This is a genomic window from Acidovorax sp. HMWF018 (genome assembly GCF_003061035.1).
GTDB classification, from domain to species: domain Bacteria; phylum Pseudomonadota; class Gammaproteobacteria; order Burkholderiales; family Burkholderiaceae_C; genus Acidovorax; species Acidovorax delafieldii.
In genome coordinates, this window is the sequence record NZ_QAIM01000590.1 from 1 (window position 1) to 4,163 (window position 4,163).

A 4,163-nucleotide genomic window follows, 5' to 3' on the forward strand; every position below is an offset into this window, starting at 1 on the left:
CGGTTCGAACCCCGCGATGACGACCGGCTTGCGGTATTCCCCGGCGAAGTGTTCGTAGGGGCCGGAGCCGATCACGATGCTCACGTGCGCGGGGCCGACGAAGCCGTCGATGGGCACGGTGCCGTACTGGCGCACCTCGGGCGATTCGAGGATGTGCGTGATGGCCGAGGGCGTGAGCACGTGGCAGCACAGCACGCTGAAGTTGGTCAGGCCTTCGCGCTTCGCGAGCTGCAGCGTGAGGGCGGTGGGTGGCGTGGTGGTCTCGAAACCGATGGCGAAGAACACCACCTCGCGCTGCGGGTTCTGCCGCGCGATGGTGAGCGCGTCGGCGGCGGAATACACCATGCGGATGTCGCCGCCGCGCGCCTTCGCGCGGATCAATGAAAGGCTTTCCGAAGCCGGCACGCGCATGGTGTCGCCATAGGTGCAGACGATGGCGCCCTGCGCGAGCGCGAGGCCGATGGCCTGGTCGATGCGGCCGATGGGCAGCACGCACACCGGGCAGCCGGGGCCATGCACCATCTTCACGTTGGGCGGCAGCAGCTCCATCACGCCGTAGCGCGAGATCGCGTGCGTGTGGCCGCCGCAGAACTCCATGAAGCTGTAGGTGCGCGCCGGGTCGGCCTCGGCGGCGATGCGCGCGCCGATCTGCTGGGCGAGTTCGCCGTCGCGGAATTCGTCGATGTATTTCATTTGATCGTCTCCACCACCACGTCTTCATTCAGCTGCGCCATCTCCGCGAACATCGCGAGCGTGCGCTCGGCCTCTTCGGGGTCGATGGTGCCGATGGCGTGGCCCACGTGCACGATCACGTAGTCGCCCACCTGCACGTCGGCGACCAGGGCGATGGAGATCTCCTTGCGGATGCCACCGAGGTCGACCACGGCCTGGTCGTCGGGTCGCAGCTCCACCAGCCGCGCGGGTATGGCTAGGCACATGGTTGGGATTCCTTTTCGTGGGTGTCGTTGTGGTGTGCGGTGCCGGCTTCGAGCTGGCGCGCCGCGACCCAGGCCTGGCCGAGGGCGAGACCGGCATCGCCACAGCCGCTGGAGCCTGGCAGGTGCACCGCGAGGCCGGCGGCGCGCAGGCGTTCGCTCACGCGCTCGCGCAGCACACGGTTGAAGAAGCAGCCGCCACCCAGGCACACGGTGCGTGTGCCGTGTGCGCGCGCGGCCTGTGTGGCCCAGTGCGCCAGCGCGTCGGCCAGCGCGAGGTGAAAGCCCGCCGCCGCTTCGTCCACGCGCTCCGCGGGCACGTCGAGCAGGCGCGCGAACAGACCGCGAAGGTCCAGGCGGTGCTGGCCATCGGGCAGGGTGTCGGTGAGCAGGTCCACCAGCGCGTCGGCCAGCGGCTCGGGGCCCGCGTGGTGCGCAAGCCAGCGGCTGGCCGCCGCTTCCAGCGCGATCGCGGCCTCGGCCTCGTCGGTCTGGCGCACGCTCAGGCCCAGCGCGGCGGCGGCGGCGTCGAACCAGCGGCCGGTGCTGCTGGTGAGCGGGCTGTTCAGGCGGCGGTCCAGCATCTGCCGCACACCGCTCGCCGTGGCCTCGCCCACCGCTGGGGCGAAGCGCGGCACGATCTCGTCGCCGCGCTCCAGCGCGTGCAGCGCGCTCGCGGCCATGCGCCAGGGCTCGCGCGCAGCGCGGTCGCCGCCGGGCAGCGCGAGCGGGTGCAGGTGGCCCAGGCGCCGCAGCCGCGCGCCGTCCACCAGCAACAGTTCGCCGCCCCAGGCTTCGCCGTCGTCCCCGAGGCCCACGCCGTCCAGCGCGAGACCGATCACCGGGCCTTCGATTCCCTGTTCAGCCACCACCGCCGCGATGTGCGCGTGGTGGTGCTGCACGCCGATGACGGGCACGCCCAGCGCGTCCGCGAGTTCCACGGCGAAGCGGGTGCTGAAGAAATCGGGGTGCAGGTCGTGCGCCACCGCCTGCACCGGCTGGCCGTGCCGGCCCAGCAGCGCGCTCGCCGAGGCTTCCAGTGCGGCGCAGGCCACCGGGTCGCTCAGGTCGCCGTGCACTGGCGACCAGTGGGCCTGCCCGCGCGCGTCGAGCAGGCACGCGGCGTTCTTCAGCCAGGCGCCGCAGGCGAGCACGGAAGGGGCGGTGCGTTCCATGATGCTGGTGTCAGCCCGCGGTGGTGGCGCTCAGGGCCTCGCGTGTGCGGGCGAGTTCGGCCTCGAGCTGGCGCACGCGCTCGCGCAGCGCGGTTTCGCTGCCGTGGGTTTCGTCGTGGTGGTGATGGTGGTGGTCGTGGCCCATGCGGTGGTCCAGCCAGTGCAGCCATGCGTCCATGCCCTCACCCGTGGTGGCCGAGAGCTGGATCACCTCGATGCCCGGGTTCACGCGCCGCGCGAGTTCGATGCAGCGCGCCACGTCGAAGCGCACGTGCTGCAGCAGGTCGATCTTGTTGAGCACCATGAGCGAGGCGGCGGCGAACATGTCCGGATACTTCAGCGGCTTGTCCTCGCCCTCGGTCACCGACAGGATCGCCACCTTCGCGGCCTCGCCCAGGTCCCACACGGCGGGGCACACCAGGTTGCCCACGTTCTCGATGAACAACAGGCTGTGCGCGTGAGGGTGGTGGTGGCCGTGGTCATGACCGTGGTCGTGCGTGTGCAGGCGCGCGAAGGCCTCGGACACCATGGGCGCGTCGAGGTGGCAGCCCTTGCCGGTGTTGACCTGGATCGCCGGTGCGCCGGTGGCGCGGATGCGGTCGGCGTCGAAGCTGGTCTGCTGGTCGCCTTCGATCACCGACACCGCCAGGCCCGGCGCGTGCGCCTTCAGCGCTTCGATGGTGGCGCACAGCAGCGTGGTCTTGCCCGAGCCCGGGCTCGAGACGAGGTTGAGCGCTGTGACGCCGTGCGACTCGAAGTGCGCGCGGTTCTGCGCGGCCACGCGGTTGTTCGCGCCGAGGATGTCGGTCTCCAGCTTGATCGCGCGCGCCTGGCTCATGCCCGGCACCGACACGCGGGCCGAGCCCGCGCCGAAGTGCAGGTCGCCGTTGGCCGGGTTCACCTGCACCGGCGCTTCCGTGGCCGGGGCGTGGTGGTGCTGGTGTGAGGGGTGTGGGTGCGTGGCACCGCTGTCACTGCATCCGCATACGACGCACATGTCGAGTCTCCTGTTCTGTCTCGTGAGGCATTTCAATCATCGGCCACTTGCATGTCGAGCACGCGCAATTCGCTGCCGCCGGTCGGTTGCAGGTGGAAGCTGCCGCAGGCCGGGCAGGCGTCGCCGCGCTGCGCCAGGGCCACAGTCGTCGAGCAGCCCAGGCACCAGGCCTGGCCGGCCGGTTCGTCGATCTCGATGCGCGCGCCGTCCAGCAGCGTGCCGGGCGCCAGCGCCTCCAGCGCGAAGCGCAGCGCGCGCACGTCCACGCCCGCGAGCTGGCCGGCTTCGAGGCGCAGCGCCAGCAGGCGCGTGAAGCCTTCGCGCGCGGCGGTCTCTTCCACCAGCTGGAGCACGCCGCCGGCCAGGCTGGCTTCATGCATGGCCGGCCTCCTGTGCCTGGGCGCGGGGCAACGCGCGGTGTTCGATGGCGAACGGCACGCAGGGGTCGAACGCGGCCACCAGCAGGTTCACGCGCCGCGCGAGCGCGGCTTCGGGCAGGGCGGGGTCGAGCCGGGCCACGTGCCGGGCCACCTCGCCCTGCGGGTGGAAATTCCATTCGGTGGGCGCGACCACGCGGCAGGCCAGCACGCGCTGGGACACCGGGTCCACCTCCACCTGGTGCACCAGCAGGCCGCGCGCCATCTCCACCCAGGCCAGACCCCGGTTCGGCCCGGTGGAAAGCCCGCCCCAGTGCAGCCAGGCGTCGCCACCGTCGAGCGCAAGGCGCGACAGCTCTGCCAGGCGGCAGCCCAGCAGCGCCCAGGGTGACAGCGGTGTGTCGTCGGCCGCGCCGGCCAGGCGCGTCCACGGGCCGGTGTGGGCGCAGGCGCCGTGCCACTGCGGGCGCAGCGCGAACTGCGGCTTGAGCGCGAGCGTGGCGCCCAGCATGCGCAGGCCGGGCGGCTCGGCGTGCGGGCGCAGCGCGTGGTCGGGCGACAGCGGCGCGAAACCGTCGGCGCTGCTGCGCGCGCCGGCCACCAGCGCGGGCATCCAGTGGTGAGTGTGGCGGCGGCTCCAGGTGTGCAGCCAGTCGGGGCCGCCGCCACACTCACCACT

The 4,163-nt window shown here is 72.0% G+C and carries 5 protein-coding genes and 1 pseudogene; all 6 read right to left on the minus strand.

All coding sequences use genetic code 11. The annotated features are described in order from the left end of the window. On the minus strand, positions 1 to 693 hold a 693-nt coding region (gene hypD, locus DBR23_RS25115; RefSeq protein WP_108499931.1), incomplete at its 3' end, for a hydrogenase formation protein HypD. Next, positions 690 to 938, minus strand: coding sequence for a HypC/HybG/HupF family hydrogenase formation chaperone (locus tag DBR23_RS25120; protein WP_026436962.1), 249 nt, complete (start codon positions 936 to 938; stop codon positions 690 to 692). The genes DBR23_RS25120 and hypD, both read right to left, overlap by 4 nt. Continuing rightward, positions 929 to 2,110, minus strand: a complete 1,182-nt coding sequence (locus DBR23_RS25125) for a hypothetical protein (RefSeq protein WP_026436963.1) — start codon at positions 2,108 to 2,110, stop codon at positions 929 to 931. The genes DBR23_RS25120 and DBR23_RS25125 overlap by 10 nt, the downstream gene beginning before the upstream one ends. Positions 2,111 to 2,120: 10 nt before the next feature. Beyond that, entirely contained in the window at positions 2,121 to 3,107 is a 987-nt protein-coding gene (gene hypB / locus DBR23_RS25130) for a hydrogenase nickel incorporation protein HypB (RefSeq protein WP_026436964.1), read from the minus strand. A 32-nt stretch (positions 3,108 to 3,139) separates the two neighbouring features. Next, positions 3,140 to 3,487, minus strand: a complete 348-nt coding sequence (locus DBR23_RS25135; protein WP_026436965.1) for a hydrogenase maturation nickel metallochaperone HypA — start codon at positions 3,485 to 3,487, stop codon at positions 3,140 to 3,142. Continuing rightward, positions 3,480 to 4,163 (minus strand): annotated as a pseudogene (locus DBR23_RS29800) (hypothetical protein); the annotation flags it as partial. The gene DBR23_RS25135 and the pseudogene DBR23_RS29800, both read right to left, overlap by 8 nt.

What these genes read in the sequence shown, in the direction of transcription:
- hypB (WP_026436964.1), bottom strand. Translation starts at nt 3,107, where the DNA reads ATGTGCGTCGTATGCGGATGCAGTGACAGCGGTGCCACGCACCCACAC.
- DBR23_RS25125 (WP_026436963.1), bottom strand. Translation starts at nt 2,110, where the DNA reads ATGGAACGCACCGCCCCTTCCGTGCTCGCCTGCGGCGCCTGGCTGAAG.
- DBR23_RS25135 (WP_026436965.1), bottom strand. Translation starts at nt 3,487, where the DNA reads ATGCATGAAGCCAGCCTGGCCGGCGGCGTGCTCCAGCTGGTGGAAGAG.
- DBR23_RS25120 (WP_026436962.1), bottom strand. Translation starts at nt 938, where the DNA reads ATGTGCCTAGCCATACCCGCGCGGCTGGTGGAGCTGCGACCCGACGAC.